The organism is Nocardia canadensis, from assembly GCF_032656385.1.
Classification (GTDB): Bacteria; Actinomycetota; Actinomycetes; order Mycobacteriales; family Mycobacteriaceae; genus Nocardia; species Nocardia canadensis.
This window is the reverse complement of record NZ_JAVCWB010000002.1, coordinates 42,566-69,353: the sequence shown is the minus strand read 5'-3', so window position 1 is coordinate 69,353 and position 26,788 is coordinate 42,566. Positions and strand designations below refer to the sequence as shown.

General features: G+C 71.1%; 25 protein-coding genes. 11 read left to right on the top strand and 14 right to left on the bottom strand.

Annotated elements, in window-relative coordinates; translation table 11 throughout:
* The first annotated feature begins 7 nt into the window (after positions 1-7).
* From cobT to Q7X29_RS03575, 3 genes are all read left to right on the top strand, one after another.
* Positions 8-1,120, top strand: coding sequence for a nicotinate-nucleotide--dimethylbenzimidazole phosphoribosyltransferase (cobT, locus tag Q7X29_RS03585; protein WP_218717137.1), 1,113 nt, complete (start codon positions 8-10; stop codon positions 1,118-1,120).
* A 169-nt stretch (positions 1,121-1,289) separates the two neighbouring features.
* Positions 1,290-2,039, top strand: a complete 750-nt coding sequence (locus Q7X29_RS03580) for an adenosylcobinamide-GDP ribazoletransferase (RefSeq protein ID WP_218717138.1) — start codon at positions 1,290-1,292, stop codon at positions 2,037-2,039.
* Between the two features lie 132 nt (positions 2,040-2,171).
* Positions 2,172-2,885, top strand: a complete 714-nt coding sequence (locus tag Q7X29_RS03575; RefSeq protein ID WP_218717139.1) for an MBL fold metallo-hydrolase — start codon at positions 2,172-2,174, stop codon at positions 2,883-2,885.
* A gap of 173 nt (positions 2,886-3,058) precedes the next feature.
* Here the strand turns inward: Q7X29_RS03575 and Q7X29_RS03570 are convergent, their stop codons facing one another.
* Both Q7X29_RS03570 and gcvT read right to left on the bottom strand, forming a co-directional pair.
* Positions 3,059-4,156: a branched-chain amino acid aminotransferase gene (locus tag Q7X29_RS03570; RefSeq protein WP_316573296.1), complete on the bottom strand. Its 1,098-nt coding sequence runs from the start codon at positions 4,154-4,156 to the stop codon at positions 3,059-3,061.
* 26 nt (positions 4,157-4,182) lie between these two features.
* Positions 4,183-5,283 carry a glycine cleavage system aminomethyltransferase GcvT gene (gene gcvT, locus Q7X29_RS03565; protein ID WP_316573295.1) on the bottom strand — a complete coding sequence of 367 codons (1,101 nt, stop codon included), beginning with the start codon at positions 5,281-5,283 and terminating at the stop codon, positions 4,183-4,185.
* A 164-nt stretch (positions 5,284-5,447) separates the two neighbouring features.
* Here gcvT and Q7X29_RS03560 point away from each other — a divergent pair, with 164 nt between their 5' ends.
* Both Q7X29_RS03560 and Q7X29_RS03555 read left to right on the top strand, forming a co-directional pair.
* Positions 5,448-6,989: a bifunctional phosphatase PAP2/diacylglycerol kinase family protein gene (locus Q7X29_RS03560; RefSeq protein ID WP_255587327.1), complete on the top strand. Its 1,542-nt coding sequence runs from the start codon at positions 5,448-5,450 to the stop codon at positions 6,987-6,989.
* Between the two features lie 85 nt (positions 6,990-7,074).
* Positions 7,075-7,704 (top strand): nucleotidyltransferase domain-containing protein, encoded by a 630-nt coding sequence (locus Q7X29_RS03555; RefSeq protein WP_316573294.1) that lies wholly within the window; start codon positions 7,075-7,077, stop codon positions 7,702-7,704.
* 18 nt (positions 7,705-7,722) lie between these two features.
* Here the strand turns inward: Q7X29_RS03555 and Q7X29_RS03550 are convergent, their stop codons facing one another.
* Complete coding sequence (locus Q7X29_RS03550; RefSeq protein ID WP_316573293.1) at positions 7,723-8,757, bottom strand: glycoside hydrolase family 18 protein; 1,035 nt, start codon at positions 8,755-8,757, stop codon at positions 7,723-7,725.
* Positions 8,758-8,873: 116 nt separating this feature from the next.
* Between Q7X29_RS03550 and Q7X29_RS03545 the strand changes: the two genes are divergently transcribed.
* A complete protein-coding gene (locus Q7X29_RS03545; RefSeq protein WP_218717143.1) occupies positions 8,874-9,125 on the top strand; it encodes an excalibur calcium-binding domain-containing protein in 252 nt (83 codons plus the stop codon).
* Positions 9,126-9,182: 57 nt separating this feature from the next.
* On the opposite strand, the gene Q7X29_RS03540 is transcribed toward Q7X29_RS03545, so the two are convergent.
* From Q7X29_RS03540 to msrA, 3 genes are read right to left on the bottom strand one after another with little or no spacing between them, the layout of a single operon-like run.
* Positions 9,183-10,331, bottom strand: a complete 1,149-nt coding sequence (locus Q7X29_RS03540; protein ID WP_316573292.1) for a hypothetical protein — start codon at positions 10,329-10,331, stop codon at positions 9,183-9,185.
* 15 nt (positions 10,332-10,346) lie between these two features.
* A complete protein-coding gene (locus tag Q7X29_RS03535; RefSeq protein WP_316573291.1) occupies positions 10,347-10,619 on the bottom strand; it encodes a hypothetical protein in 273 nt (90 codons plus the stop codon).
* A gap of 36 nt (positions 10,620-10,655) precedes the next feature.
* On the bottom strand, positions 10,656-11,171 hold the full coding sequence (gene msrA / locus Q7X29_RS03530; protein WP_316573290.1) for a peptide-methionine (S)-S-oxide reductase MsrA: 516 nt from the start codon (positions 11,169-11,171) through the stop codon (positions 10,656-10,658).
* Positions 11,172-11,410: 239 nt separating this feature from the next.
* Between msrA and Q7X29_RS03525 the strand changes: the two genes are divergently transcribed.
* Together Q7X29_RS03525 and Q7X29_RS03520 are read left to right on the top strand one after the other, a co-directional pair.
* Positions 11,411-11,812: a carboxypeptidase regulatory-like domain-containing protein gene (locus Q7X29_RS03525; RefSeq protein WP_316573289.1), complete on the top strand. Its 402-nt coding sequence runs from the start codon at positions 11,411-11,413 to the stop codon at positions 11,810-11,812.
* A 110-nt stretch (positions 11,813-11,922) separates the two neighbouring features.
* Positions 11,923-13,878, top strand: a complete 1,956-nt coding sequence (locus tag Q7X29_RS03520; protein ID WP_316573288.1) for a GMC family oxidoreductase — start codon at positions 11,923-11,925, stop codon at positions 13,876-13,878.
* Here the strand turns inward: Q7X29_RS03520 and Q7X29_RS03515 are convergent.
* The 7 genes from Q7X29_RS03515 to Q7X29_RS03485 all read right to left on the bottom strand — a co-directional run bounded on the left by Q7X29_RS03515 (position 13,875) and on the right by Q7X29_RS03485 (position 22,005).
* Positions 13,875-14,255 (bottom strand): DUF742 domain-containing protein, encoded by a 381-nt coding sequence (locus Q7X29_RS03515; RefSeq protein ID WP_316573287.1) that lies wholly within the window; start codon positions 14,253-14,255, stop codon positions 13,875-13,877. The two genes, Q7X29_RS03520 and Q7X29_RS03515, sit on opposite strands and share 4 nt — an antisense overlap.
* Complete coding sequence (locus Q7X29_RS03510) at positions 14,252-16,264, bottom strand: sensor histidine kinase (protein WP_316573286.1); 2,013 nt, start codon at positions 16,262-16,264, stop codon at positions 14,252-14,254. The genes Q7X29_RS03515 and Q7X29_RS03510 overlap by 4 nt, the downstream gene beginning before the upstream one ends.
* 196 nt (positions 16,265-16,460) lie before the next feature.
* On the bottom strand, positions 16,461-17,765 hold the full coding sequence (locus Q7X29_RS03505) for an AAA domain-containing protein (protein ID WP_218717150.1): 1,305 nt from the start codon (positions 17,763-17,765) through the stop codon (positions 16,461-16,463).
* Entirely contained in the window at positions 17,762-19,243 is a 1,482-nt protein-coding gene (locus Q7X29_RS03500) for a hypothetical protein (protein WP_316573285.1), read from the bottom strand. Before Q7X29_RS03500 ends, Q7X29_RS03505 begins: the two co-directional genes overlap by 4 nt.
* A gap of 46 nt (positions 19,244-19,289) precedes the next feature.
* The gene (locus tag Q7X29_RS03495) at positions 19,290-20,375 is read right to left on the bottom strand and encodes a hypothetical protein (protein WP_316573284.1); all 1,086 of its coding nucleotides are present in this window, start codon (positions 20,373-20,375) and stop codon (positions 19,290-19,292) included.
* A complete protein-coding gene (locus Q7X29_RS03490) occupies positions 20,372-21,172 on the bottom strand; it encodes a hypothetical protein (protein WP_316573283.1) in 801 nt (266 codons plus the stop codon). Before Q7X29_RS03490 ends, Q7X29_RS03495 begins: the two co-directional genes overlap by 4 nt.
* A gap of 221 nt (positions 21,173-21,393) precedes the next feature.
* Positions 21,394-22,005, bottom strand: coding sequence for a GNAT family N-acetyltransferase (locus Q7X29_RS03485; RefSeq protein ID WP_316573282.1), 612 nt, complete (start codon positions 22,003-22,005; stop codon positions 21,394-21,396).
* An 89-nt stretch (positions 22,006-22,094) separates the two neighbouring features.
* On the opposite strand from Q7X29_RS03485, the gene Q7X29_RS03480 reads away from it, so the two are divergent.
* Together Q7X29_RS03480 and Q7X29_RS03475 are read left to right on the top strand one after the other, a co-directional pair.
* Positions 22,095-22,907 carry a helix-turn-helix domain-containing protein gene (locus Q7X29_RS03480; RefSeq protein ID WP_308248398.1) on the top strand — a complete coding sequence of 271 codons (813 nt, stop codon included), beginning with the start codon at positions 22,095-22,097 and terminating at the stop codon, positions 22,905-22,907.
* Positions 22,908-22,916: 9 nt separating this feature from the next.
* On the top strand, positions 22,917-24,428 hold the full coding sequence (locus tag Q7X29_RS03475) for a leucyl aminopeptidase (RefSeq protein WP_218717155.1): 1,512 nt from the start codon (positions 22,917-22,919) through the stop codon (positions 24,426-24,428).
* Here Q7X29_RS03475 and Q7X29_RS03470 read toward each other — a convergent pair whose 3' ends face one another.
* Positions 24,429-24,773, bottom strand: a complete 345-nt coding sequence (locus tag Q7X29_RS03470; protein ID WP_218717160.1) for an oxidoreductase — start codon at positions 24,771-24,773, stop codon at positions 24,429-24,431.
* A gap of 257 nt (positions 24,774-25,030) precedes the next feature.
* Between Q7X29_RS03470 and sucB the strand changes: the two genes are divergently transcribed.
* Complete coding sequence (gene sucB / locus Q7X29_RS03465; RefSeq protein WP_316573281.1) at positions 25,031-26,779, top strand: 2-oxoglutarate dehydrogenase, E2 component, dihydrolipoamide succinyltransferase; 1,749 nt, start codon at positions 25,031-25,033, stop codon at positions 26,777-26,779.
* Positions 26,780-26,788 lie beyond the last annotated feature (9 nt).

The window sequence follows — 26,788 nt, the reverse complement described above, 5'->3', positions numbered from 1 at the left end:
GGGCAAGATGAGCGTCGAACACCCGGCACCCCTGTCGAAAGGCTTGCAAGTGACACACGGATTCGGACCGGTCGCGGCCCCGGACGCGCAGGTCCGCGCGGCGGCCGAGCAGCGCCAGACGCAGCTCACGAAACCGGCCGGATCGCTGGGACGGCTCGAGACCCTCGGCAACTGGATCGCGGCCTGCCAGGGCGTGTGCCCGCCCCGGCAGTTCGAGCGCGCCAGGGTCGTGGTGTTCGCCGGCGATCACGGGGTCGCCCGGCACGGCGTCTCGGCCTACCCGAGCGAGGTCACCGGGCAGATGGTGGCGAACTTCCTGGCGGGCGGGGCGGCCGTCAACGCGCTCGCCGCGGTCGCGGGGGCGACGGTTCGGGTGGCCGATATCGCCGTCGACGGTGACACCGATCCCGCGGTCGCCCAGCACAAGGTGCGCCGCGGCAGCGGCGCGATCGACCGGGAGGACGCGCTCACCGCCGACGAGGTCGCCGCCGCACTGGCCGCGGGCCGCGCGATCGCCGACGAGGAGATCGACGCGGGCGCCGACCTGTTGATCGCCGGAGACATGGGCATCGGCAACACCACCCCCGCCACCGTTCTCATCGCGACGCTGACCGGCACCGAGCCGGTCGCCGCCGTCGGCCGCGGCACCGGCGTCGACGACGCGGGCTGGATCCGCAAGGTCGCCGCGATCCGCGACGCCATGCGACGGGCCCGGCCCGTCGCCACCGATCCGGTCGACCTGCTGCGGGTCGCCGCGGGCGCCGACTTCGCCGCCATGGCCGGATTCCTGGCCCAGGCCGCGAACCGCCGGACCCCGGTCGTGCTCGACGGTGTCGTCGTCACCGCCGCCGCCCTGGTCGCCGAGGACCTCGCCGCGGGCGCCAAGGAATGGTGGCTGCCGGGCCACCGCTCCACCGAACCGGCGCACGACCTGGCCCTCAAGCATCTGCGCCGGGAACCACTGGTCGACCTGGGCATGCGACTGGGCGAGGGCTCGGGCGCGCTCACCGCGCTGCCGATCCTGCGCGCCGCCGTCGCCACCCTCGCGGAGATGTCGACCTTCGCCGACGCGGGCGTCAGCACCGCCGACGAGCTGGACGCCGTCGACCTGAGCAAGTGAGCACGGTCGCGACGGGCACCGTCAGCCGCAGGTCGTTCCCTGTGCACGCCAGGTCGTGCCAGCGCGCCCGGTGCCGATCCGCGATTCGTGGCGTCGCGCGAGGTGGCCGGGCCCGCCACCACCGCGGACCCATGACGATAACCCGTTCGCCGCGGTCGCGGAGCGCCTCGTGAACAGCGTGCGGCTGGCCGTTTCCTGGCTCACCGTCCTGCCGGTGCGCGGCCCCGATACCGTCGACCGGCGGGCAGCGGGCCAGGCCATCGCGCTCGCGCCGCTGGTCGGGCTGCTGCTCGGCGGGGCGGCCGCCGCGGCGATGCGGCTGTCGGTGGCCGCAGGGCTCACCACACTGCTGGCCGGACTGCTCACCGTCGGGCTGCTCGCGCTGCTCACCCGGGGCATGCACCTGGACGGTCTGGCCGACACCGTCGACGGCCTGGGCAGCTACGGTCCGCCCGAGCGGGCCAGGCAGATCATGAAGTCCGGCGGCGCGGGACCGTTCGGGGTGGCGGCGCTGATCTTCGCCATCGCGATCCAGGCCGTCGCCTTCGCCGCGCTGGCCGGCGAGCAGCGGTGGGTCGCGATCGTGCTGGCCGTGGCCCTGGGCCGGGTCGCCGTGGTGCTCGCCTGCCGTCGCGGCATCCGCGCGGCCCCCGACTCCGGGTTCGGCACGCTGGTGGCGGGCACCCAGCCGCTCGGCCCCGTCCTGATCTGGCCGATGGCGGCCGTGGTGGCGGCGGTATTCGCGGTGCCAGCCAACCTCTGGCTCGGCCCCGTGGTGACCGTCGCGGTGCTCGCGCTGACGATCACGCTGACCCGGCATTGCGTCCGCCGCTTCGACGGGCTCTCCGGCGACGTGCTCGGCGCCGTCGTCGAGATCACTGTTTCACTTGCGGCCGTTGGGTTCTCGCTCGCGGGTTAGTCCACCGCCCAGCGATGTGAAACCTGCATTGGTCACAAGCTCGGGACGGCGGCGGTTGTGTGGTCGCACAGACAGTCCGCTCATCGGTACTCGGGTGCTCCCCCAGCACACCGGTGGCAATACAGTGTTGACATGTCTTCCGAGCGCCTCTACTTCCGCCAGCTACTGTCCGGCCGGGATTACGCCGTCGGCGATCCGATCGCCACGCAGATGCGCAATTTCGCGTATCTGATCGGCGACCGGGAGACCGGCGAAACCGTCGTCGTCGATCCCGCCTACAAGGCATCGGACCTGGTCGACGTCGCGACCGCCGACGGGATGACCGTCACCGGCGTGCTCGCCACCCACCACCATCCCGACCACGTCGGCGGCACCATGCTCGGCTTCACCCTCGGCGGCGTGCGTGAGCTGCTGGAGAAGACCAGCGTCGCGGTGCACGTGAACAAGCAGGAACTGGACTGGGTCGCCCAGACCACCGGAATCGCGCCGAGCGAACTGACCGGCCACGACAACGGCGACAAGGTGAAGGTCGGCGCGCTCGAGATCGAGTTACTGCACACCCCCGGCCACACCCCGGGCAGCCAGTGTTTCCTGTTCGACGGCCGCCTGATCTCCGGCGACACCCTGTTCGTCGACGGCTGCGGCCGCACCGACTTCCCCGGCGGCGACTCCGACGAGATGTTCCGCAGCCTGCGCCACCTGGCCGCCCTCGACGGCAACCCGGTCGTCTACCCCGGCCACTGGTACTCCGAACAGCCCAGCGCCGAACTGTCGGCCATCCGCGACAACAACTACGTCCTTCGCCCGCAGACCTTGCAGCAGTGGCAGGCCCTGATGCCGGGCTAGGCAGACGAACTCGGCCATCACGCCCCGACCTCGAGGAGGGGCAGGCCGACGCAGTCGGCCGTCGCGGCCGTCCCGTCGGTCGGGTTGCCGTTGCGTAGGCGACACAGGAGCGAGCAACGGTGCCTGACCGACGGGACAGAAGTGGCCGCGACTCGAGCGCGCCGGCGCTCCGATTACACCGTGCGCATCCACCCGTGGGTGTCGGCGAAGGTGCCGCGCTGGATGCCGGTCAGCGTGTCGCGCAGCGCCATCGTCACCTCGCCGGGCTCACCGCCGCCGATGCTGAACTCGCCGTCGGCCGAGCGCACCCAGCCGACCGGGGTGATCACCGCGGCGGTGCCGCACGCGAAAACCTCGCTGATCTCGCCGGATTCGGCACCCGTGCGCCATTCCTCGACCGAGACCTTGCGCTCCTCGACCGGGTAGCCGGAATCGGCGGCCAGGGTGAGCAGCGAGTCGCGGGTGATGCCGGGCAGCAGCGAGCCGGACAGCTCCGGGGTCACCAGCCGGGCCTCGGAACCGGTGCCGTAGACGAAGAACAGGTTGTTGGTGCCCATCTCCTCGACGTAGCGGCGCTCGCAGGCATCCAGCCACACGACCTGGTCACAGCCCTTTTCGGTGGCTTGAGCCTGGGCCAGCAGCGAGGCGGCGTAGTTGCCTGCCACCTTCGCCTCGCCGGTGCCGCCGGGGGCCGCGCGCACATACTCGGTGGACAGCCACACCCGCACCGGCTTCACCCCGCGCGGGAAGTACGCGCCGGCCGGCGAGGCCAGCAGCAGGTACTTGTAGGCCGCCGCGGGCTTGACGCCCAGGCCCGCCTCGGTGGAGAACATGAACGGACGCAGGTACAGCGAGTCCTCGCCGCCTGCGGCGGGCACCCAGTCGGCGTCCACGTCGAGCAGCTGACGCACGGATTCGACGAACAGCTCCTCCGGCAGCTCGGCCATCGCCATCCGGGCGGCCGAGCGGCGGAAGCGCGCGGCGTTGGCGTCGATCCGGAAGGTGGCGATGCTGCCGTCGGGCTGCCGGTAGGCCTTGAGCCCTTCGAAGATCGCCTGCCCGTAGTGGAACACCATGGTCGCCGGGTCCATCGACAGCGGGCCGTACGGCTCGACCCGCGCGTTGCCCCACGCGCCGTCGGCGTAGTCGATCGACACCATGTGATCGGTGAAGAACCGCCCGAAACCGGGGGCCGCCAGTACCTCTTCCCGCTGCTGCGCCGAAACGGGCGCCGGATGCGGAATACGAGTGAACTGTGCAGCGACTGTCATGATGCGATCCTATCCATTGCGCGGAATTACTTCGTTTTGGTGTCGACGAACGGCGGCTTGACCACCTCGCAGCGCAGCCTGCGCCCACGCACGTCGACCTCCACCTCATCGCCCGGTTCCAGCTTCGCGGTGGTGTCGAGCAGGGCCAGCGCGATGCCGATCTTCAACGACGGCGAGAACGTCCCCGAGGTGGTCTCGCCGACCGGTTCGCCGTCGCGCAGCACGGTCTGCCCCTGCCGCAGCACGCCGCGATCGAGCGCCTTCAAACCCATCAGGGTGCGGCGCGGGCCGTCGGCCTTCTCCTGCTCGAGTGCCGCCTTGCCCCAGAACTCCGGCTTCTTCCAGCCGACGGCCCAGCCGGTGCGGGCCTGGTTCGGGGTGATGTCGAGGGACAGCTCGTGGCCGTGCAGCGGGTAGCCCATCTCGGTGCGCAGGGTGTCGCGCGCGCCCAGCCCGGCCGGCTGGCCGCCCGCGGCGAGGACCTGCGCGGTGAGCGCGCGGAAGACCGCCTCGGCGTCGGCCCAGCGGGGCAGCAGCTCGTAGCCGTGTTCGCCGGTGTAGCCGGTCCGGCACACCCGCACCGGGCGGCCGTCCCATTCGGCGTCGGCGTAGGCCATGTATTCCATGTCGGTGGGCAGGCCGAGCGCGGCCAGCACCTCGGTCGACCGGGGGCCCTGCACCGCGAAGACCGCGTAGTCGCGGTGCTCGTCGGTCACGGTGACGCCCTCGGGCGCCACGGTGCGCAGCTCGGCGACGACGGCCGCGGTGTTGGCGGCGTTGGGCACCAGGAACACCTCGTCGTCGCTGACGTAGTAGGCGATCAGATCGTCGATCACGCCGCCGTCGGCGGCACAGCACAGCGTGTACTGGGCCTTGCCGGGACGGATCCGGGCCAGATCGTTGGTCAGCGCCGAGTTCACGAACGCCGCCGCGCCGGGGCCGGCGACCGTGGCCTTGCCCAGGTGACTCACGTCGAAGAGTCCCACGGTGGTGCGCACGGCGGTGTGCTCGCCGACGGTGCCGCCGTACTGCACGGGCATCTCCCACCCGCCGAACGGCGCGAAGGTTGCTCCGAGTTCGACGTGAACAGCGTGGATGGGGCCCTCGAGCAGCGCGTTGTCGGTCATGGCCGAGAGCTTATCGGTCCCTCCCGGCACCACGCGAACCTCCGAGCAGGGGGGTCCGAGCCCCGACGTCGGCGTCGGTGCCGGCCGCCGTCATCGGGGTCCGGGTCGCCCGCGCGCGAAAGCCGATGCCGGGCAACGGCGGTAAGGTCGTGGCCGTGAGTGAGATGTCCGGCCGCAGGTTCCGCACCGTCTCCCGGATGGACCGGGTGCTGAGCCAGACCGTGTCCAGGATCCCGGAGTCGTCGGTGGACCGGGGCATGCTGCGCCTGACCAAGTCCGCCAACACCGGTGGTCTGTGGCTGGCCGCGGCGGCGGTGCTGGCGGTCAAGCCCGGCCAACCGCGCCGGGCCGCCCTGCGCGGGGTGATCGCGCTGGCGGGGTCGAGCTTCACGGTGAATCTGGTGCTCAAGTCACTGATCCCGCGCCGACGTCCCCCGGCCGAACTCATGCCGCACGGCAGGCGCCTGATCGACGCGCCGGTGTCGTCGTCGTTCCCGTCGGGGCACAGCGCCAACGCCGCGGCCTTCGCCACCGCCGTCGCCCTGGAGAGCCCGCGGACCGCACTCGCCGTCGCCCCGGTGGCCGCCGCTGTCGCCTATTCGCGCATCCACACCGGCGCGCACTGGCCGTCCGACGTTCTCGTCGGTGCCGCCGTCGGCACCGGTGTCGCGCTGGCCACCCGCCGCTGGTGGCCGATCCGCGAATCCGACGAGGCGGACGCGCACGTGGTGCGCGACGCGCCCGCCCTGGTCGACGGCAAAGGTCTACTGCTGCTGATCAATCCGCGCTCCGGCGACTCCGCCTACGACCCCACCGCCGACATCGCCGAGGCGCTGCCCGCGGCCACCCTGCTGCACACCGAGCCCGGACGCGACGCCGTCGAACTGTTGCAGGAGGCCGTCGACTCCTCGATCGTCGCGGTCGGCGCGGCCGGGGGTGACGGCACCATCGCCGCCGCGGCGGCCGTCGCGGTGCGCAATGATCTGCCGCTGGTCGTCGTCCCGGCGGGCACCCTCAATCACTTCGCGCGCGACCTCGGCGTCTACGACCTGCGCGAGGTCGTGGACGCGACCGGCGCGGGCGAGGCCGTCGAAGTCGACATCGCCGCCGTCGAGTTCGACACCCCCGAGGGGCCGCGCACCCACTACCTGATCAATACCGCCAGCATCGGCGCCTACCCCGAACTGGTCCGGCTGCGCGAGAAGTGGGAGGACCGCTGGGGTAAGTGGCCCGCGTTCGCGGCGGCGCTGATCGTCATGCTGCGCCGGGCCGAACCGACCCGCGTCCGGATCGACGACCGCTGGCACGATCTGTGGTTCCTGTTCATCGGCAACGGTCCGTACCATCCGCACGGCGCGGTCCCGGCGTTCCGGTCCCGGCTGGACGAAGGCCTGCTCGATGTCCGCTGGCTGCGCGCCGACGTCCGGTTCTCCCGCACCCGTGCCGTCATCGCGCTGATGCTGGCCGCCATCGGGCACAGCCGGGTCTACGGCGAGCGCCAGATGCACGAGCTGTCGGTGGCCGTGCACGTCCCCGTGTCGGTGGCCGCCGACGGCGAAGTCGTCGGTACCGCACGCGATCTGCGCTTCACCATCGCGGGCCGCATCCCGGTCTACCGGCGCAACGAGGACAACCCGCGCTGGGAGAACCGGGCGCGGCCGCACCATCGCCGTCCGCTGGCCTGGCTCACCGACCGCCGTCGCTGATTTCCTCACGAACCCGTCTCACCTCGATCACCATCGGCCACAACAACCTTGCGCGGGCCCCCGCACCTGTGGACATGATGGATTCATGAGCTCACCGGACGGCGCCCGTCCGATCACCGACACCGAAGCCACCCGCCGCTGGGACCCGTGGACCCCGAGCGTCGTCGCCGCCCGTCTCGACTCCTGCTTCGCGCCGTGGGCGGTCGCGGGCGGCTGGGCGATCGATCTGTTCGCGGGCGGGATCTCCCGCGCGCACGGCGACATCGAGATCGCCGTCCCCCGAACGGCTTTCCCCGAGATCGCCGACGCCTTCCCCGAATACGAGTGGGACATCGTCGGCGACGGCCACCTGTGGCCCTACTCCCGCGCCGCCGACCGCGACGACCTGCACCAGACCTGGCTCCGCGATCCCTACACCGGCGCGTTCCACCTCGACGTCTTCCGCGAACCCCACGACGGCGACACCTGGATCTGCCGCCGCGACCCGACGATCACCCTCCCCTACTCCGATCTGATCCGCACCACCCCCTCCGGCATCCCCTACCTGATCCCGGAGGTCGTCCTGCTGTTCAAGGCAAAAGCCCACCGCCCCAAGGACGACGCCGATCTCCGCCGAGCACTGCCGCTGCTGTCCGAGCAGCGCCGCGCCCGCCTGACCTCGTGGCTGGAACTGGTCCACCCCGACCACCCGTGGCTGAGCAGGACCGCGGCCTGACCCTCGGCCGGGTCCGATTCAGCCGGGCAGGCGGCACCAACCCTGCCGGTAGTCCGTCCAGTCCTGGGGTCTGGCCGCGAAATCCACGTACAACGCCACCCCGAAATTCGCCCGGTCCGCGTCGGCTCGGGTCAGGCCGAGCCGGATGCCGCGGACGGCGGCGGCCACCGTTTCCGAGGACCCGTCGTGGCCGGGGTCGTCGGCCCAGAACGCGGGTGCGCCCATGAGCAGGTCGACCTCGTGTGGGGTCACCTCGGCGGCCAGTTCGGTTTGCTGGGCCAGGTATCCGCTGTAGAGGGCCTGGGTCGGCATCGCGGTGTCGTAGGACATCACCGCCACCTGCTCGACGCGGCGCGCGACCTCGGCGAAATAGGCTTGGCTCCACCATTTCCCGTGATCGACGAGCGCGATGCCCACCGAGTGCAGGCCGGGCAGCGGATCGATGACCGGGGCCGAGACCGACAGCGGGACCCCCGCCGCCGAGGTCACCGCCCTGGTCGCGTCGAGCAGCGCGAGGAAGCCCGGGGAGCCGGACCGGATCGGCTCCAGGTCGTAGTGGATTCCGTCGAAGCCGTATTCCAGGACCCGGCGCGCGGAGGCGACCACGCGGTCGCGCGACGGCGCCGATTCCACGTCCAGACCATCGAATTCGGGCCGCACGATGTCACCGAGCCACGACTGCACCCGCACGCCCGGCACCTTCGCGTGCACCGCGTCGACGAACCAGCGCGCCCGTGGCGCCAGCTCGTCGCGCAGGCTCCCGTCGTGTTCGAGCGGGCCGGTGTGCACGTAGAGATCGCGGATACCGGTGCCCGCCAGCAACGTCGCCAGCCGGTCGACATCGGCGTCGGTCTTGCGGCCGTCCACCCACGCGTGCCCGAGCCAGAAGGCGTCCTTGCCCCGGGTGCGCGCGTGCTCGGACTGCTCGCCGATGTTGTGCGCCAGCAACGCCGTCACCACCCCCGCGACCGGCAGCGACACCACGGCGAGCACCACGAGCACGAGCACCGCGCTCCGCGTCCACCACGACCACTTCCGCCACATCCCCCGCATCGCGGCCTCCCTCTCGCCCGAGACCCCAGATTACCCGCAGGTACCGATCCGCAGATTTCCGGCAAACCGACAGCCCGTGAAAAGCTGTGCGCCGCTGTACAACTGAACGGAGCACCATGAAATTCGCCGTCACCCTGGGATCGGCCGCCCTCGCGGCCTTCGCTTTCGCGATCGTGACACCGGCCGTGGCCACCGCCCAGCCGTCGGGCAACTGCCACAAGTCCTACTCCCCCTGCCTACCGATCGTCAGCGATGTCGACTGCGAGGGCGGCAGCGGGAACGGACCGGTCTACACCGGACGCGTCCAGGTGATCGGGCCCGACGAGTACGGCCTCGACCGTGATGGTGACGGCATCGGCTGCGAGTAGCACGAAAAAAGGGGGCGTGCGATGCGGTGCATCGCACGCCCCCTTTCCTGTGCGGGGTCAGCGGTCGATATCGGGACTGCCGGGGCCCTCGCCCGGCTTGCCCAGGTCGGGCCTGCCTTCGGGTCCGCCCGGCGTGCCGTAGCCCGGGCTCGTGCCGGGGGTGCCATAACCCGGCTGACCACCTTCGGCCGGACCGCCGTACCCGGGCTGCCCACCCTGCGCAGGGCCACCGTAGCCAGGCTGACCACCTTCGGCCGGGCCACCGTAACCGGGCTGACCGCCCTGAGCCGGGCCACCATAGCCGGGCTGACCGCCCTGAGCCGGACCACCATAGCCGGGCTGACCGCCCTGAGCGGGGCCGCCATAACCGGGCTGACCCCCCTGAGCCGGGCCACCGTAACCGGGCTGACCGGGGTACCCCGGCTGCCCGTACCCGGGCTGACCCGGCTGACCGAATCCGCCTGCGGGCCCGCCGTACTGCTGCGGGTAGCCGGGATCGGCGACGGCGGTCGCGGCGCCGACGACCGGTCCGCCGGTCACCACCCGGTACGCGTAGGTCGAGGCGATGATCGTCAGCGGGACCGTCACCAGCAGGCCGAGACCGCACAGCAGCGCGCCGACGATATTGATGCCGAACAGCGCCAGCGTCAGCAGCAGCAGGGGTCCGGCATTGCTCGAGATCGCCGAGAAACTCGATTTGATCGCCGTCACCGCATCCTGGTTCCGGTCGATCACGAATTGCATCGTCCACCAGGTGAAGAAGGCGATCACCAGACCCGGCAGGATGCACAGCACGAAGCCGATGCCGGTGGCCAGACCGACCAGAATGCCGGCCAGAATCACCGCGCCGACATTGGTGAACTGGAAGAAATCACCGAATCCCGGTTTGCGCCCGTCGGTTTCGTGCAGCGCGCCGCGCACGAACGCGGCGGAGATCAAATAGCCGATGACGGCGCTGACGACGGTGCCGATGAACTGCCAGATACCGAAGCCGATGCTGATGCCACCGTCATAGTCGGTATCGGTCGTGTTCCCCAGGCCGAACAGGAAGTTGATCGCCACCTGGATGACGAACGCGATCAGCACGATCGCGATCCACACCACCGCGTTGTTCTTGAATTTGTCCCAGCCGTAACCGATGGCGTCGCCGACACCGAGTTTCGGCCCCGCCGGTGGATACCCGGGTTGCTGCTGTCCATACGTCATCCGAATCGCATCCCCTCACCTTGTGCGACGACCGAAGCCGCCGATATGAGTCTTCCGATCCGGCGCCACGGTCACGCCGATGGGTCCGATCATTTCACACCACCCGCCCCACGTGCGGTTTTCCTGCGCCGAGCCCGGCACAGCGGGGAATTCGGCCGCCCAGGCCCACGGGAAAACGGCACCGTGTTTCGACGGAATCAGCGGTGCAACGAATTCGACACGATTACCGGCCGGATCGTCGGTGCGGAATGCGGGAAACTCGGCGGGAAGAACCGCCGCACCGAACACCCCGGCGCGAGACCGGGGCGAACGGGTCGCGAAGGGCTACTTCTCGGCCTCGGCCCGCTTGGGCAGCTTCCAGCCCGGGCGCGGGAAGTGGCAGGTGTAGCCGTCGGGGTAGCGGATCAGGTAGTCCTGATGCTCCGACTCGGCATCCCAGAAGGTGCTCGCCGGGGTCACCTCGGTGACGACCTTGCCCGGCCACAGGCCCGAGGCGTCGACGTCGGCGATGGTGTCGATCGCCGTGCGGCGCTGGTCCTCGTCGAGGTAGAAGATCGCCGAGCGGTAGCTCGAGCCGATGTCGTTGCCCTGACGATCCTTGGTGGTGGGGTCGTGGATCTGGAACAGGAACTCGAGCAGGGCCCGGTAGTCGGTCTGCGCCGGGTCGTATTCGATCTCGACGGCCTCGGCGTGGCCGGGGTGGTTGCGATAGGTGGGGTGATCGTTGCTGCCACCGGTGTAGCCGACCCTCGTCGACAGCACGCCCGGTTGACGGCGGATCAGATCCTGCATGCCCCAGAAGCATCCACCGGCCAGAATCGCCTTACGGGTTTCGGTCACGCGTCCTCCTTCATTGAGCTCCACGGTCGCACAGAACGGCCACAACCGCCTCTATGGAACTCCCCTGTCGGCCCCGGAATTCCCGCCAGTAGGCTCGCCGCGCGAGCGATACCTCAGGAACGTCCATGTGTGCCCCAGCGTCACCCAGGAAACAGGAGGAAGTCGGCGAAATGCCACGTAGCGTCGTTGCCCGGTATTCGATGATCGGACTGGCCGCAGTCGCTCTCACAGCGGGTGCGGTGACCACCGCGGGAGCCCATCCCGGCAGCGCCGACACCGTCGAGCAGACCTCGACCTGCGAAGCCAGACAATCGCGACAAAACGACCTAGCGCTACGCACGCCCGACCCGGCGGCCACCGGGCAGATCGACGCGGTCCTGCTCGACGAGTCCACCCGAAAGCCGATCACCGGCGGCGAGGTGGTCCTGACCGGTTTCGACGCCTGTGGCGACACCATCCACCGGCACCTGTCCACCGGCGCCGACGGACAGGTGAGCTTCCGCGGCCTGCAACCGGGCCGCTACCAGGTGAGGGCCTACCCCGGCGAGGCCACGGCGAAAACGGCCGCCACCGCCGATGTCGAACTGTCGACACCGACGCTGAAGACACTGCAGTTCACAGTCGCCACCGGCCGCCGTTAGCCGCCGATCGGGCCGGGTGCGCGCTGCCCGGCCCGAAACCCGGCGACACCGAGCACGCCCGCACGACCCGTGATACAAATCACCCCAGAGTGAGAAGGGGTGGTTTCCGTATGGAACCAACAGCCGCGCAGCGGGCAGCGCTGGGCTTGATCTGTGACACATTCCTGCCGGGCGACGAGTTCGAACTACCGCCGGCGACCGAGCTCGGGACGGTCGACACGATCTTCCGGATCCTGGGTCGCAATCCGCGGGAAGCAGATCAGAAGCAGCTGGCGATGTTGTTGGGGCTGTGGGATTCCCGCGTCTTCGGGCTGCTGACCGGCAGTGGCCCGCGCCGGTTCTCGTCGCTGTCGCAGCAGCGTCGCGAGGCCGCGCTGCTGCGGCTGGCCGATTCCGGGCTGGCGCCGGCGCGCGCGGTGTTCCAAGCGCTCAAGCAGGCCTCGCTGCTGGCCTACAACGTGACACCCGGCCCGACCGGGACCAACCCGCTGTGGGAGAAGATCGGCTATCCCGCCCCGACCGGGCCGCTGGCGGATGCCCCCGCGCCCGCGCTCACCCCGCAGCGATACACCGAAGCGACCACCCTCGACTGCGATGTCGTCGTGGTCGGCTCCGGCGCCGGTGGGGGCGCGGCGGCCGCGGTACTGGCCGAGGCGGGCCTGGACGTGGTGGTCCTCGAACGCGGAAACTACTACGACGACAAGGATTTCGGCCACGGCGAGCTCGACGCGCTGACCAGCCTGTACGCCTCGGGTCCGCCCGCGTCGGCGGAGGGGCAGATCACGCTGGTGGCGGGGTCCTGCCTCGGCGGCGGCACCGTCGTCAACTGGAGTACCTCGCTGCCCACCCCCGACAACGTCCGCAAGGAATGGGCCGAATCGGGGGTCCCGCAGTTCGCCGACGACGAATTCGGTGCCGCGCTCGACACGGTGCAGCGCCGGATCGGGGTGACCGGCGGCCGGTCGCCGCTCTCGGCCCGTGACGGCATCCTCGAGCGTGGCGCCAAAGCGCTCGGCTGGGATGTCGACACCCTGCCGCGCAATGTCGGCGACGCCTGCGACGCCGCGGTGGAATGCGGTCGGTGTGGTTACGGGTGCAGGCTCGGCGCGAAGCAGTCGGTCACCAAGACCTGGCTCCAGGACGCCGCCGGGCACGGGGCGCGCCTGGTCGTCGACGCCGACGTCCGCACGATCACGGTGAAAGCCGGTCGGGCGGAGTCGGTCTCGGCCCGCACGTCCGACGGTGTCGAGATCACGGTGCGGGCGCGCGCGGTGGTCGTCGCCGCGGGCGCCATCCAGACACCGGCGCTGCTGCAGCGTTCGGGCCTGCGCAACAAGAACATCGGCAAGCACCTGCGCCTGCATCCCGCCGCCGCGGTGTTCGGGGTGTTCGAGGAGGAGATCCGGCCCTGGGAGGGCGCGTTGCAGGCGCGCATCAGCAGGCACCACGCCGATCTCGACGGCAACGGCTACGGCGTCATCTACGAGACCGGGCCGATCCATCCGGGTCTGGCGACCGGTTTCATGAGCTGGCGCGGCGCGGCCGCGCACCGGGACACCATGCTCGACTTCGCCCGCACCAACTCGATCGGCGTGATCACCCGCGACCGCGATCCGGGCACCGTCTCGATCGACGGCAGCGGCGAGGCCGTGGTGAAGTACCGGCTCTCCGACTACGACGCGAACCACCTGCACACCGGCATCGTCGGCGCGGCCTCGGTGCTCGAAGCCGCGGGCGCGCAGCGCATCTACTCGGGCCACCAGGCGGGCATCTCATTCGAGCCCGGCGTGCGCGGTTCGCTCGCGGAATTCGACGCGGCCTGCAAGAAGGCGGGCTACGGTCCGGGCCGCTGCTCGCTGGGCGCGCTGCACATCATGGGCTCGGCCCGGATGGGCGGCAGCGCGGAACTGTCGGCGACCAACCCGGACGGCGTCACCTGGGATGTCGACAACATCGTCGTGGCCGACGGCTCCACCTTCCCCACCGCACCGGGGGTGAACCCGATGGTCACCATCGAGGCGATCGGCTACATGAACGCCAAGCGTCTGGCGGCCGGGCTCACCTAGCCGTCGACCCGGCGGATGCCGGCGAGGACGGCCCGCAGCACCCCGAGGTCGGCACTGCCGACCGCGCGGTGCTGCGGGGCGCGGGCGATCAGCCTGCCCTCGTCGATCAGGTCGGCGATGAGCACCTTGGCCAGATTCAGTGGCAGTCCCAGGTGCGCCGACACCTCGGCCACCGCCATCGGGGTGCGGCACAGGTCGACGATCGCGGCGTACTCGGGTTCGGGCCGACGCAATCGGGTGCCCGCGCCGGCGTCGACCAGCAGGGTCGTGAGGTCGAGTTCGTCGCGCTCGGTCCGGCCGCGCCCGCGGGTGACCGCGTAGAGACGCACGATCGGCCCGGCGTCCTCCTCGTACCAGTGTTCGCGTTCGTCGCTCATGCGCGCGGGGAGACGGCGGGGAACTGGCCGGAGATCGGCGCGGACGGATCGCTCGCCTCGGCCAGCGCCGAGGGAATCAGCACGACCGCGCGCACCCCGCCGTAGACCGATTCCGACAGCCGCACCGAGATGTTGTGCCTGCCTGCCAGTTTCGCGACGACGAACAGGCCGAGCCGGGAGCTACCGGACAGCGTCGCCACGCTGAACTCGGGTGGGTCGGCCAGCATCGCGTTGCGTGCGGCGAGATCGGCCTCCGGCATGCCGAGACCCTGGTCGGTGATCTCCACCGCCACACCGCGCCCGACCACCACCCCGGACACCACCACGTGCGCCTCCGGCGGCGAGAACGCCGTCGCGTTGTCCATCAGTTCGGCGAGCAGGTGGATCACGTCGGCGACCGCGTGGCCGGCGATGCGCACCTCGGGCATCTGCTTGGTCTGGATCCGGGTGTAGTCCATGCTCTCGGCGATGGCGCCGCGGACCAGTTCCAGCAGCGCGACGGGATTGCGCCAGCGCCTGCCCGGCTGCTCGCCGCCGAGGATGATGAGGTTCTCGGCGTTGCGGCGGGTGCGGGTCGCGAGATGGTCGAGCTGGAACAGCAATTCGAGCTGATCGGCGTTGCTCTCGTCGCGTTCGGCGCGGTCGAGCAGGGCGAGCTGGCGGTGCACGACGACCTGGCTGCGGTGGGCGATATTGAGGAACACGGTATTGATGCCCGCCCTGGTCTGGGCCTCGGCGATCGCCGCCGACACCGCGGCCAGATGCGCGCGGTTGAACGCGGCCGCGACCTGGCCGAGCTCGTCGGAGCCGAAGTCCAGCCGGGAGGTCTCCGCGCGGGCCTCGACCTGCTCGCCCGCGGCGAGTCTGCGCATGAGGTCGGGCATCCGCTCGTCGGCCAGTTCCAGGGTGTCGTGGCGCAACCGCCGCATGCGGGCGATGAACCGGTTGGCCAGTACCAGCGCCACCAGGAAGGCGCCCACCGCCAGCGCCGCGACGAGCGCGCCGCCGAGCAGGGCGTTGCGGGTGTCGGTCTCCCCCTGCTGCCGGGCGATGACGTGGGCGTCGCCGCTCTGGTCCGCCCACAGCTTCTGCAACGCGAGATTCACGTGCCGGGAGGCGTCCTGCCAGCCCGCCAGGCTCAGTGGCAGCGCCGCGTCCCCGCGATCGTTGCCGACCGGACCGCGCGTCACCAGCGCGTCCTGCATCGAGGTCACCTGCTGCCAGTCCGCGCTCGCGGTGATCGCACCGAGCTGGGCGAGCCGGTCGCCCTTCAGCACCGTGGCCGAATAGGCCACCTCGCCACGGAATTCGCCGACCCGGTGCCCGAAGTCGGCCAGCTCGGCGGCCGACATCCGGCCGTTGGTCAAGGCCACCGAGCCGAGCGTGTCGGCCTGCGACAGCGCCTCGGCGGCGCGCAACTGTTCCACGCCGTAGCTCAGTTCGATGCCGATCTTCGCCTGCGGCGCCACCCGGGCGGCCAGCATCGACGCGGCGACGATCGTGCCGATCACCTGGGAGAAGAACGTGAACACCTGATCCGGCGGGATCTGGAGCGCGTCCACGCCGCCGCGCACCGTCGGCACGATGGCGAAGAGCTTGTTGTAGCCCTCGATGTCCTCGGCCGAACCGTCCGGATTGAGCTTGCGCGCGGCGTCGCCCTTGGCCATCACCGCGGCGAGCGCCTCGTCGGAGCGCTGGCGGGCGGTGACCAGGGCGGGCGTGGACGGTGGGTCACCGGCCAACCGCAGCAGCGACAGCCTGCGCTCCTCCTGGAACGCCGAGACCATCAGGATCGCCGGCGCGGTGGTGCTGCTCGCCAGCTCGGCCCATTCGGTGGATTCGCGCGCCGAGTCCACCAGATACACCGCCGCGCCACCACCGGTGACCAGCAGGATCACACTGGAGATCAGCACGATCGACAGGAGCCGGATCCGCACGCTCACCCGGCCGCGAACACCGCGCCCGCCCCACCACGATGTCCCGAGCAACGAGTTACGCCAGTTCTTCACACCGAAACTTTCCGCTCCCGGAGCCGCCCCGGCGCTCCGCTGCGTGCTGCGCCCGCGACACAGACGATCCGGCACGCTTGTCTTCGCGCCAGAGACTAACCGACCGGCCGCACCCGCGCGCGGTTTGCGTGGGACGCGAAAAAGCCCTCGTGTCAAGCAAACTCACAGCACCGCGACGGTGAACCGTCACGTGATCTCAGAGCGCGGTCGCGCGCACCCGGTGTCGCGTCAGATGGCTCAGCACGGACTGATTCGCCTCCCACCCGTCGGGGAACTTCACCGGCACCCCGAGATGGACCGGTTCGGCCGAGGGGTGCGCGTCGAGGAGTTCCGGGATGCCGGCGCGGCCGACCAGGATGCAGGCGTGCCGGTGCCGGGAGGCGAGCACGCACAATCGGCCCGCTTCGAGGTGGAAGGCGCTGGCGTCGCGGCGGCCCGAGAGCGGGTGCAGCACCAGGGTGACGTCGTACTCGCGGCCCTGAAGCCGGTTGGCGGTATCGACGGTGACCGGCTCGGCGGCGGTGCCGCGCAGGGCGGTCCGCACGGCGTCGGCCTGGTCGCGGTGGGCGGTACCGATGGCGACACGGTCGGTGGTGACCGGGTGACTGCCCGATTCGGAGTGCGCGGTGGCGCCGCGCTCGATCAGCCGGGCGGCGATCGCGGCGAGCGCGTGCACCGCCTCGCGGTCGGTGCGCAGGGTGTGCCGGGCGGGCAGTTCGTACCAGCCCCAGCCCGTCGCGGCCGCTTCCTCGAGCACCGCGTCGATCGATCCGCCGAGGCCACGGGTGGTGAAAGCCATCCTGCGGTCACCGAATCCGGTGCCGGACTCGAAACCGGTGAACGGGTAGAAGGCCTGCGAGACGACCGGCGCCGCGGTGGCGGGCAATCGCCACGACACCGGCAGCCGGTGGATCGGGATGTTGTCGTTGTTGGCGAGCATCACGCTCACCGCACTCATCGTCGGATCCCAGGTGAGCCCGGCCCAGCGCGCGGTCTCGACGGTCGCGAACGGATCGAGCTGCCCCGGATCGCCGACGAACAGCCCGCGATCGAACCGGTTCGCGATGCGCAACAACATGTCCGAGCGCATCTGATACGCCTCGTCGATGATCGCGTGCGACCAGCTGCCCTCGGTGATGGTGGCCCATTTGGCGGCCGTCCCGATGACGATGGTGCGATCGGCCAGATCGCCGGGTTTGGTCGCGACGCGGACGTTGGCGTGCTGGTCGACCCGCTCGCTGGTGACGTAGGCGGTGCTGGACAGGCGCCCGATGCGCATTCCCGGGTCGGCGCCGGCGAGGCGGTCGATGAGGTCGTCGACCTGTTCGTTGGTCTGGGCGACGATCATCCGCTGGTCGTCGTCCTCGGCGAGCTGGCGGGCGGCGCGCACGACCAGCGTGGATTTGCCCGCCCCGGGCGGCGAGTCGACGACGATGGCGCGATGACTCGCGTCGCGCAGGTCGGTGAGAATGTTCGCGACGGCCTCGTCCGGCGTGGTCACTGCAGCTCCTCCCCTTCGTCGTCGGTGGGCGGCACCCATTCCGGCGGCGGGCCGCCGTGCGTCCACGGGGTGTCCTCGCGTGCGGGCAGATTCAGCAGACCGTTGAACGGCGACGGCGAGAACCGGGCGAACCCGAGCGCCTCACCGTCGGTCGGCACCGAGCCCGGTTCGGCGACGAGCTTGCGGCCCATCCCACCCGAGAGTTCCAGCACCATGCGGTCGCCGTCGATCTCGACGACGACCCCACTCTGCTTGGGCCGCTCCACACAGGTCAGCTCCTCGCCGACGACCGCCAGGAACGGATCGGTGGTGCGAATGTGGATGTGCGGGCGCAGTTTCGGGCGCGCGCCCGAACGGTCGACACGGTCCGGTTCGCTGTGCACGACGGTGCCGCGAAACGCCGCCCCGGTGACCCGGTGCTCGAGCATGCGCAGCGGATCGTCGAAGGCGCACTGGGCCTGCAGCGCTTCCAGGGCGCGCTCGCGTTCGAGCAACCTGCGCACCGCGCGCACGGCGGGATCGCGCCGGGCCTGCGGCGTGCCCTCGGCGACCTCGGCCGCGAAATAGGAGAACGCGCCGCGATCGTCGGTCCACCGGTTCTCCACGCTGGCGCCCGGCGGCAGCGCGCGCAGCAGGTCCAGCGCGCGCCACATCAGCTGCCAGGTGGGTTCGAGCTGACCGCGCAGCGACCGCTCGAGCCGTTCGGCGGCGACGGCCCTGGCGTTCTCGTCCACGGCGGCGCTGTAGGCGGCGATCAGCGGCGCGAGTTCCTCGTTGTCGAAACCGGGATCGGTGGCCGGACCCGCGGGCGGGGACTGCAACGGGTCCTCGGCGATGGCCGCGGCTTGGGCGCCGGTGCGGCCCGGTGGCGGGTCGATCCAGCCCAGCAGCGCGGCGAGATTGCCGTCCTCGAGCGCGGATTGGCCGGTGGCCCAGTGCGCCGACAGCGCCGAGGTCATCGCGGGCAGCACCGCCGACCCGGGGTGTTCGGCGCGGTCGCCGAACCAGGTCAGCCAACGGCCCAGCAGGGGAATCGAGACGGGCACCGGGTTGTCGCCGTCGGTGCGGTGGAATCGGACCGAGCGGCCCAGCAGCTTGAGGAAGTTCACCCCGCCCTCGTTCGGCGTCCAGATCTGCGGTGCGTCCAGGCAGCGGGTGTAGCTCTCGCCCGCCTTGCTGGTGAGTTCCTCGCTCTCGGCCAGGAACGACGCGAGATAGGGCAGCACGATGTCGGCCAGCTGCTCGATGAACCGCAGCCGCAGGACCCGGTCGCGTGGCTGCGGCACGATCAGCACGTTCTGGTCGCCGCGCGCGGTGCCGATCATGATCGCCAGCGGCGCCGCCGCCTCACCGGCCAGCCGCAGCGGCACCGCGACCAGCGGCCGCTCGCCCAGGTGCAGGTGCCGCACCGCCGCGGTCGGCTGGGCTCGGCCCGCGCGGACCGCCTCGGCCTTGGCGAGGGCCGACAGCACGCTCATCCCTGCCCCCTGACCGTGCACACGGCCGCGCGCATCTGCCGCACGCTCATCCGGCGATCTCCAGCCGCAACCGGTGCGCGGTGCGCAGCATGGCGGTGATGTCGGCGTGCTCGGGTCCCGGTTGCAGCGTCCCGTCGGCCAGACCCAGGACGGTGTGCAGATTCTCGATGCCGCCGACCTCGTCGCACACGCCGCGGCCGAGCGCGTCGACCGAACCGCAGGTCCTGGCCTCGTCGCGGCAGGCGAAAGCGAGCTCGCAGCTCGACATGCACTCCGGGGCGTAGCGGGCGGGAATGGCCGCGATCGTCTTCTCCAGGTCCTCCCCCGGCGCGAAGGTGGCCTCGGGCGGCAGCAGTTCGAGCAGTTCGGGAATGGCGGTGAGCCGGGTCAGCTGCCGGGACACGACCGCGAGCTGCTTGCGCAGGTCGACCAGGGCGGCGGTCGGCCGGTTGGTGAAGTCCTTCGCGCACACCAGGATCGTGTTGTGCGAGACCAGCTCCGGAGACTCGCCGATCTCGGTCATCAACTCGCGCAACGCGATCACATACACCGCGGACTGGCGGGCGGCCGCCGCGACCTGGGCCGGGTCGGCCTGCCCGTCGATCACCGGGAACGCCTTGATCTCGACGACGTGGAACTTGCCGTCGAGCTGCACGGCGACCACGTCGGGCTCCAGGTAGGCGGCGGCACCGGCGATGTCCAGACGCAGCATCGGATGGTCGAACAGAGTGCCGTCGCCCGCGGCGATCGTCGACTTCAGCAACTGCCGGGTGCGCTGATACCGCACGGCGTTGCCGGTGTTCTCGCCGACCGAGTTCAGGTCGTGGTAGGCGACTTCGGGGATGGTGAGGCCGAGCTTGTCGCGCAGCAGCGCCAGCAGTTCGGCGCAGCCGTTGGCCTTCACCATCGATTCGAAGGCGTTGCCACGGGTGATGGCGAACTGGGACTGACCGAACTGTGGTGGGAAACCGAGCGATTGGGCGATCACGGTCTTGTCGACCGCGGCCGCGTCGAGCAGGGCGCGCCGGGCGCACCCGGGATTGGCCGTGAGCGCGGCGATGGTGCGGGCGTTGTGCCTGGTCGCGGGCGCCGCGCCGCGCAACTGGTCCAGCTGTGCTGCGAGAGTGCTCATTTCACCTCGATTCGTCGCCGGTCGGCCACCCCGAGCCGAACCCCGAATAGTTGGGCGGCCGGATCGGCCAGCTGGTCGGACGCCCGGCGCGCGGCCGCGATGCGCTGCCGTGCGTCCTCGTCCTCGTGGACGGCCAGCTCCCGCCGGGCGGCCTCGATCACCGCCGCCGGGTCCAGTGTGTCGGGCGCGCCCGACACTCCGGGAATCGAGACGGCGAGCCGCCACAGTACGCGCTGTCCCGCCCGCGTCGCGGCAGGCTGCGCCGCGAGGTGGTCGGCCAGTCGGATCGCCGAGATCAGCAGGCCGACACGCGGACTCAGCGGACCCACCATCCGGCGCTCGAGTGGCCAGGAGCTCACCGCGAGCAATCCGCGCGCCTGCGACAGCAGATCCGTCGTGAGCGCCGCGCACAGGTAGTACGGCCGGGCATACGGCGCCGAACGGAACGAGCGTTCCTCGTCGCGGCGCAGGCTGGTCAACCGGGCGGGCAGGAGTTCGCCGGAGAAGAACGCCTCGTGCACGGCCAGGACGAGTTTGGGCGAGGACGGCACCGACAGCAGCGTCAGCGCGCGGTGCACGTGCTCGCGGACCGGCACGGCGGGCGCGTCGGCCCGTTCCGGCGCGGCGGCGGGCTCCGGGATCGACCCCAGGACGACAGCGTCCCAGGCGGATTCGGTCTTGCGCAGTTCCGCGCGCAGCTGCCGGGCGGTGGCACGATCGCCGGACGCGGCGGCCCGGCGCACCTCGACGCGGAGGTCGGCGATGCGCGCCTCCAGCTCCTCGGCCGTGTCCGTCACGAGCGTGAGCGTATTCAGCAGTTCCAGTGTTGTCCAGTGTTTGCCAGTATTCACCACCGGATTGCCGCGTGGACCACATCGAGGATCCGTCCCCGTAGGCCGCGGTTGCCAGAATTTGCCACCGCCGTCGTCGAGCGCCGCGCTGCCGCGCGGGCCCGGCCTGGCGTTCTCCCTCCGGCAGCCGTGCGTGCCGGACGGCGTCGCCCTGCGGAACGGGCCGCTCAGCCTCGATGCCACATGGGCAGCAGGGTCGGTCCGTCGTCGGGCAACTCGATCGGCTCGCCCTCGTGCGCGAAGCCGTGACGGGCGTAGAGCCGCGACGATCTGGTCGTACTGGCTTCCAGATACGCCGTTTCGCCCGCGTCGGCGAAGGCCGCGAGCCGATCGGTCAGGATCGCGCCGCCCGCGCCTTTGCCGCGATGCTCGGGCACGGTGACGATGACATGCAGGTAGCGGTGCGGGAATTCGCGCGGATGCGCGGCGGCGACCAGGCTCGAGACCGCCGCCATCCGCTGGAACGACACGACATCGGGCGCCGCCTTCAGCAGCGCGCGCGCTTCGTCGGCTTCGGCGGCGAGCCGGTCGGCGGAGGTGACCGTCTGCCACAGCGACACCGCCCAGATGTCCTCGCCGTCGCCCGCGACCCACACCTCGTCCTCGGCCAAGGCCTTGGCCACGAACTGCGGTCCGAACGTGGTGCGATAGGCCTGCTCGATCTCCGGGTCGCCGGCGCGGATCCACGCCGAGACGACCTCGTCCAGACTCGCCGCGACGAAAGCGTCGGCGACCGCGGCGAGTTCGTCGGGACGGGCCTGCCTGACGTGGACGTTCATCGGTCTCTCCTCCTGGGTGAACAGTGTGCGTAGTCGCCAATCTAGGAGTGCGCCAGCAGGGTTACGAGTATTTCGTCACACTGGTTGGTGTGCGGAAATCGACGCTGTGCGTGCACTGTGGACGCGAGGTGGAGCAGGCCGACCGAGGCCGGGTGCGCCGCTATTGCTCCCGGTCCTGTCAGGGGCGGGCCTACCGGGCCCGCCGGGACCGGCGCCCGCCGGTACGCCGTGCCCGGCCGACCAGGCTGACCCCGGTGCACATCGCCGCCACGGCGATCGAGGTCGCCGACCGGGACGGGCTCGACGGCCTCACCATGCGTCGCCTCGCCGGCGAACTCGGCGTCGCGACCGCCGCGCTCTACCGGCACTTCCCCGACCGGGAGGCCCTGCTGGCGGCGATGACGGAACTGGCGCTCGCGCGCACCCCCGCACCCGCGCCGGCCCCGGACTGGCGCGCCGCCCTGGCGACCGAGGCCGACGGGGAATGGCGACTCTATCGGCGGCACCCGTGGATCCTCACCGTGCTCGCCCGCACCCGGCCGCCACTGGGCCCGGCCCTGCTCGACTCACTGGAGCGCTCCTTCGCCGCGCTCGACGAACTCGACCTGACCAGCGGCGAGATGCTCACGATCTACCTCGCCTACTCCGGCATGGTCCAGGGCCTGGCGCTGATGTGGAGCACCGATCGCGGCGACCGCATCGGTGCCGCCGCGATCGCGACCGCCGACCCGGTGCGCGCCGAACTCGCCGAACTCCTCGACCCGTGCGCCCGCCCGGTGCTGCACCGGATGTTCGCCGCCGAGCCGCACGGACCCGACCTCTCCTTCGACGAACTGCTCACCGCCGGTGTCGCACTACTGCTCGACGGCGTCGCGATGCGGCAGCCGAGGCCGACCGCATAATCTGGGGCGATGACCGCTGTTGCAGATCGTTCACTCGGACCGGAATTGGCACGTACCGAAACCATCAGCCCGGACACCGATGTCCTGGTGATCGGCTTGACGTCCTCGGAGAACGGACCGGCCATCGTCCCCGCCGACCTGTTCGGCGACGTGCTCACCGCCGAGGTTCGCGCGGAGCTGCTCGACGCTCTCGGCGCGGTCGGCGCGAAGGGCAAGCCCGAGGAACTCACCCGGGTGCCCGCGCCCGCGGCGCTGGCCGATGTGACCAGTGTGCTCGCGGTCGGCCTCGGCGCGGCGGACAAGGTCGATGCCGAGCAGGTGCGCCGTAGCGCCGGTGTCGCCGGGCGCGCGCTCAGCGGCACCGAACTCGTCGCGACCACCCTCTCGGGCGTCGACCTGGCCGCCGCGGCGGAGGGCTTCTACCTCGGCGCGTACACCTTCACCACCTTCAAGTCGGCCAAGAGCGCGCCCAAGCCCGACGAGCAGCCGGTGCTGCGCGTCGAATTGCTGGTTCCCGAACCCGAATTCGGCGTGCTGGAACTGCTGCGCGCCCAGCTCGTCGCCGAGGCCGTCGCGACCGCGCGCGATTTCGTCAACACTCCGCCGAGCGCGCTGTACCCGGCCGAGTTCGCCGAGCGGGCCCGCCTGCTCGCCGAGGCGGCCGGGCTCGAGGTCGAGGTGCTCGACGAGGACGCGCTGGCCGCGGGCGGCTACGGCGGCATCGTCGGCGTCGGTCAGGGTTCCGCGCGCCCGCCGCGCCTGGTGCGCATCACCTACGCGGGCGGCCCCAAGAAGGTCGCGCTCGTCGGCAAGGGCATCACCTTCGACACCGGCGGCATCTCCATCAAGCCCGCGGCCAACATGGAGAACATGACCTCCGACATGGCCGGCGCCGCGGCGGTCATCGCGACCACCCTGCTCGCCGCCCGGCTCGGCCTGCCGGTCACCGTCACCGCGACCGTGCCGATGGCCGAGAACATGCCCTCGGCTACCGCGCAGCGCCCCGGCGATGTACTCACCCAGTACGGCGGCACCACCGTCGAGGTGCTCAATACCGACGCCGAGGGCAGGCTCATCCTGGCCGACGCGATCGTGCGCGCCGCCGAGGACGAGCCCGACTACCTGATCGACGTCGCCACCCTGACCGGCGCGCAGATGGTCGCCCTGGGCACCCGCACGCCCGGCGTGATGGGCACCGAGGAGTTCCGCGACCGTGTCGCCGCCGTCTCGCGTTCGGTCGGCGAGCACGGCTGGGCGATGCCGCTGCCCGCCGAGCTGCGCGCCGACCTCAACTCCAAGGTCGCCGACCTGGCCAATGTCGCACCGCACCGGTGGGGCGGAATGCTCTCGGCCGCACTGTTCCTCAAGGAGTTCGTGCCCGAGGGCGTGCAGTGGGCGCACCTGGATGTCGCAGGTCCGGCGTACAACACCGGCGGGCCGTTCGGCTACATCGGCAAGGGCGGCACCGGTGTCCCGGTGCGCACGCTGATCACGGTGATCGAGGAGATCGGCGCGGAGTAGTCACTGCTCGCGCTCGCGGGCCCGCCGCCGCTCGATCCGGCGGCGGGCATCGTAGTCGCGCATGCGCTGGGGATAGCCCGTCCGGTTGACGTCGTAGACCGGAATCTTCAGCGCCCCGGCCAATCGCCGGGCGCCGCGTTCGCCGACGATGCGCCGAGTCCATTCACCGTCCGCGGCGACCAGCACCGCTGTGACATCGGTCACAGCGGTTTTCGGTTCGATGAACGCCTCGACGCCGCGGCGGGCGCGCGCCCAGTCGGCGAGCGCGGCGATCTCCGACGCGCTGTCGCGAGCGACTGTCCTGCTCCGGCCGCGCGCGCCGCGGAAACGATCCAGCAAACCCACCGGTAACAACCTCCTGCGCTCCGACGGAATTCTGCTCACCGCCGTACATTCCATGGTGCCAGCTCTGCCCGGAATGCCGCCCTGCGCTACGTCGGCGGCGAGCGAGTGCAAGGATGGTTGCCGGAACAAGAAACCGACGATTCCCGGACGCCTCGCTCCAGCGGCGGGGTGGACGTACGCCGCGACCCGCGACGGGTGTCTGCCGGGGTCGAAGCACTGTTGTATTACCCGTCTAACAGTCAGAGGAGACAGAGGACATGGCCTTCTCCGTCCAGATGCCGGCTCTTGGTGAGAGCGTCACCGAGGGAACGGTGACCAGGTGGCTGAAGCAGGAAGGAGACACGGTCGAGGTCGACGAACCGCTGCTCGAAGTCTCCACCGACAAAGTCGATACCGAGATCCCGTCGCCCACTGCCGGTGTGCTGTCGAAGATCGTCGCCCAGGAAGACGACATCGTCGAGGTCGGCGGTGAACTCGGTGTGATCAGCGAGGCCGGCGAAGCCGCCGCTGCCGCTCCCGCACCTGCTGCCGCGCCTGCCGAACCCGCTCCGGCTCCGGCCCCCGAGCCCGCGCCGGCGCCCGCCGCCGAGGCGCCCGCCCCGGCTCCGGAGCCCGCGCCCGCCGCCGCCCCCGCCGCAGCTTCCGGCACCCCGGTGAAGATGCCCGAACTGGGCGAGTCGGTCACCGAAGGCACCGTGACCCGTTGGCTCAAGGCCGTGGGTGACACCGTCGCCGTCGACGAGCCGCTGCTCGAGGTGTCCACCGACAAGGTCGACACCGAGATCCCCTCGCCCGTCGCGGGCACCCTGCTCGAGATCTCGGCGCAGGAAGACGACGTCATCGCCGTCGGTGGTCAGCTGGGTGTGATCGGTAGCGGTGCTCCCGCGGCCGCTCCGGCGCCCGCGCCGGCTCCCGCTCCCGCGCCCGCCGCGGCGGCTCCGGCTCCGGCACCTGCCCCCGCGCCTGCACCCGCCCCCGCCCCGGCTCCCGCGCCTGCACCGGCTCCCGCGCCTGCCCCGGCTCCGGCCGCGTCGGCTCCTGCCCCGGCAGCCACCGCCAACGGCAGCTCCCCGTACGTGACCCCGCTGGTGCGCAAGCTGGCCGAGGAGAACAACGTCGACCTGGCGACCCTCACCGGTTCCGGTGTCGGCGGCCGCATCCGCAAGCAGGATGTGCTCGCCGCGGCCGAGGCCAAGAAGGCGCCCGCGCCCGCCGCGGCTCCGGCCGCCGCCGCCGCGCCCGCCGCCCCGGCCAAGCAGGCCGCCGCGCCGAAGCTGGCCGGTCTGGTCGGCACCACGCAGAAGGCCAGCCGCATCCGGCAGATCACCGCCACCAAGACGCGCGAATCGCTGCAGACCACCGCGCAGCTGACCCAGGTCCACGAGGCCGACGTCACCAAGATCGCGCATCTGCGTCAGCTCGCCAAGGCCTCGTTCAAGTCGCGCGAGGGTGTCAACCTGACGTACCTGCCGTTCTTCGCGAAGGCCGTGGTCGAGGCGCTCGGTGTGCACCCGAACGTGAACGCCTCCTACAACGAGGACACCAAGGAGATCACCTACCACGCGTCGGTGCACCTGGGTATCGCGGTCGACACCGAGCAGGGTCTGCTCTCGCCGGTCATCCACAACGCCAGCGACCTGTCGCTGGCCGGGCTGGCCCGCGCGATCGCCGACATCGCCAACCGCGCCCGCACCGGGGGCCTGAAGCCGGACGAGCTGTCCGGCGGCACCTTCACCATCACCAACATCGGCTCCGAGGGCGCGCTGTTCGACACCCCGATCCTGGTCCCGCCGCAGGCGGCCATGCTCGGCACCGGCGCGATCGTCAAGCGCCCGGTGGTGGTGACCGACGAGGCCGGTAGCGAGTCCATCGGCGTGCGCTCGATGGTGTACCTGCCGCTGACCTACGATCACCGGCTCATCGACGGCGCCGACGCGGGCCGCTTCCTCACCACCATCAAGCATCGGTTGGAAGAGGCGGCGTTCGAGGCCGATCTCGGTCTGTAGTCGAGGAAT